Below are 2,317 nucleotides of genomic sequence, written 5' to 3' on the forward strand. Positions count from 1 at the left end.
GCCGTAGCGTTTGGGATGGCGGCTGCCCGGCGCATTGGTGTGCGCGAGTTCGTCGACCAGTACGAGGCGGGGCGCGCGCGCGAGGATGGCGTCGAGGTCCATCTCGCGCAACGTGCGGCCTTCATAGGGCACTTCGCGGCGTGGAACGACCTCATGGCCGCGGATCAAGGCTTCGGTTTCCGGGCGGCCATGCGTCTCGACCACGCCGATCACCACGTCGACCCCGTCCCGCCTTCGCGCCGCGCCTTCCGAGAGCATCTCATAGGTCTTGCCGACACCGGGTGCGGCGCCGAGGAAGATCTTGAGGCGTCCTCTTCCCTCCTGCGCCGCCGCGCGCAGAAGGGCGTCGGGATCGGGTCGCCCCTCGTCCAGTCCCGAGCCGGAAACGGGCATCAGCGCGGAGGCGCCTCGGTTGCGGCGGTGCGCGTCGCGGCGTCCAGCGCCCGATTGAGCGCCAGCACGTTGACGTGAGGCTCGCCGAAGATCGAGGTCTCGGTATTCCGGACAACAAGCTGCCGCACGTGCCCGGGTGCCAGGCCCCGCGCCCGAGCGACCCGAGGCACCTGCGCCAATGCCGCTTCCGGCGACAGGTCCGGATCGAGGCCGGAGCCGCTGGCGGTGACCAGCGCGGCCGGCAGCGGGCCGGTCACGCCTTCGCGGCGGAGCTTCTCCACCTCCGGCGCGATGCGGTCGACGAGCGCCTGGCTCGTCGGGCCGAGATTCGACCCCGATGACGCGAGACCGTCATACCCCTTGCCGGCGGCCGAGGGGCGGGTCCGGAAATAGCGATCGGCGGTGAATGCCTGTCCGACCACCGTCGAGCCAATCGCCCTGCCGCCCTCGTCGCGCACCAGGCTGCCATTCGCCTGTGAGGGGAAAAGCGCCTGACCGATGCCGGTCATCGCCAGCGGATATGCCAGTCCAAGGAGCACCGCGAAGAGGATCGTCATGACGATCGCCGGACGGAGCGCGGAAGTGAAGTCCTTGCCCATGATGAAGTCTCCTTACGCGAGCCGGAGCCCGCCGACCACGAGGTCGATGATCTTGATGCCGACGAAGGGGGCGATGAGGCCACCGAGGCCATAGATGGCGAGGTTGCGCGCGAGCAGCGGCCCGGCCGCCATCGGCTTGTAGGCGACCCCCTTCAGCGCCAGCGGCACCAGCAGCGGAATGATGAGCGCGTTGAAGATGATCGCGCTCAAGATTGCCGACTGCGGCGTCGCCAACCCCATGACGTTGAGCACGCCAAGCCCGGGATAGAGCGCGACGAACATCGCCGGGATGATCGCGAAATACTTGGCCACGTCGTTGGCGACCGAGAAGGTGGTCAGCGCCCCCCGCGTCATCAGCAGCTGCTTGCCGAGCCCCACCACCTCGATCAGCTTGGTCGGATCGCTGTCGAGGTCGACCATGTTCCCAGCCTCACGCGCCGCCTGTGTACCGGTGTTCATCGCCACGCCGACATCGGCCTGCGCGAGCGCCGGCGCATCGTTGGTGCCGTCGCCGCACATCGCGACCAGCTTGCCGCCCTGCTGCTCCTTCCGGATCAGCGCCAGCTTGTCCTCCGGCGTCGCCTGGGCGAGGAAGTCATCCACCCCGGCCTCCGCGGCGATGGCGGCGGCAGTGAGCGGGTTGTCGCCGGTAATCATCACCGTGCGGATACCCATCGTGCGCAACTCACCGAACCGCTCACGGATGCCCGCCTTGACCACGTCCTTCAGGAAGATCGCGCCGAGCAGGCGGCCGTCCTTCGCGACCGCGAGCGGGGTGCCGCCGGCGCGCGCGATTTCGTCGGTGATGCGGCGCAGTTCGGTCGCAGCTGCGGTGCTGCCCGATCCTTCGTTGGCGCGCAGGATCGAATCGACCGCGCCCTTCTGGATGAGCGTGTCGCCGAAGCGGACGCCGGAAACGCGGGTCTGCGCGGTGAAGGGAATCACCTCCGCGCCATCGGGCATCGGGCGCTGCAAGTTAAACTTCTCGCGTGCGAGGACGACGATCGAGCGGCCTTCCGGCGTTTCGTCGGCCAGACTCGCGAGTAGCGCCGCCTCCGCCAGTTCGGCGTCGCTGGTGCCGCCGACGCTGCGGAACTCGCTCGCCTGGCGGTCGCCGATCGTGATCGTGCCGGTCTTGTCGAGCAGCAGCACGTCGACGTCGCCCGCCGCCTCGACCGCACGACCCGACTTGGCGAGCACGTTGAAGCGGACGAGACGGTCCATGCCGGCAATGCCGATCGCGGACAGAAGCGCGGCGATCGTGGTCGGGATCAGGGTGATCAGCAGCGCCGCGAGGATCGCGACCGGGATCGCCCCGCCCGCAT

At 69.0% G+C, this 2,317-nt stretch carries 2 protein-coding genes and 1 pseudogene; all 3 read right to left on the bottom strand.

Annotation, left to right across the window (positions count from 1 at the left end):
* Nucleotides 1-393 (bottom strand): annotated as a pseudogene (locus tag ACOJSF_RS11390) (histidine kinase); the annotation flags it as partial.
* Nucleotides 393-992 (bottom strand): potassium-transporting ATPase subunit KdpC, encoded by a 600-nt coding sequence (kdpC, locus tag ACOJSF_RS11395; protein ID WP_420142316.1) that lies wholly within the window; start codon nt 990-992, stop codon nt 393-395. The gene kdpC and the pseudogene ACOJSF_RS11390, both read right to left, overlap by 1 nt.
* A gap of 12 nt (nt 993-1,004) precedes the next feature.
* Nucleotides 1,005-2,317 (bottom strand): potassium-transporting ATPase subunit KdpB (gene kdpB, locus ACOJSF_RS11400; RefSeq protein WP_420142317.1); only part of this gene is annotated, 1,313 nt, incomplete at its 5' end.

This window comes from Sphingomonas sp. (assembly GCF_048594985.1).
Lineage (GTDB): Bacteria > Pseudomonadota > Alphaproteobacteria > Sphingomonadales > Sphingomonadaceae > Sphingomonas_I.